Raw genomic sequence first — 253 nt, forward strand, 5'->3', positions numbered from 1 at the left:
CGCCGCGCACTCGCGGGTGCATTGACGATCGGCGCCGCTGAAGCGTCGTTCGCCAAGCCCGAACTGGCGGCGCGCATGCGGGACCTTGTCTCCCGGATGACGTCCGCGGTTACGCCCGTCGATGTTGCAAGGGAGACCGCAACGCCGATCGGGGTTTGGAACCACTGGTTCCTGTCGATCACCCAAGCCCACCGAACCGGTCCGCCCGTCTATTGGGGTGAGATCGAGGCCGCGCACCAGGCTACAGATAAGC

Annotated in this window: 1 protein-coding gene; it reads left to right on the forward strand. The window is 66.0% G+C overall.

The window, feature by feature from the left end:
* Positions 1-253 (forward strand): hypothetical protein (locus tag CVH10_RS27025; RefSeq protein ID WP_219925019.1); only part of this gene is annotated, 253 nt, incomplete at both ends.

Origin of the sequence: Halomonas sp. ND22Bw, assembly GCF_003011945.1 — a bacterium.
GTDB lineage: Bacteria > Pseudomonadota > Gammaproteobacteria > Pseudomonadales > Halomonadaceae > Halomonas > Halomonas halophila.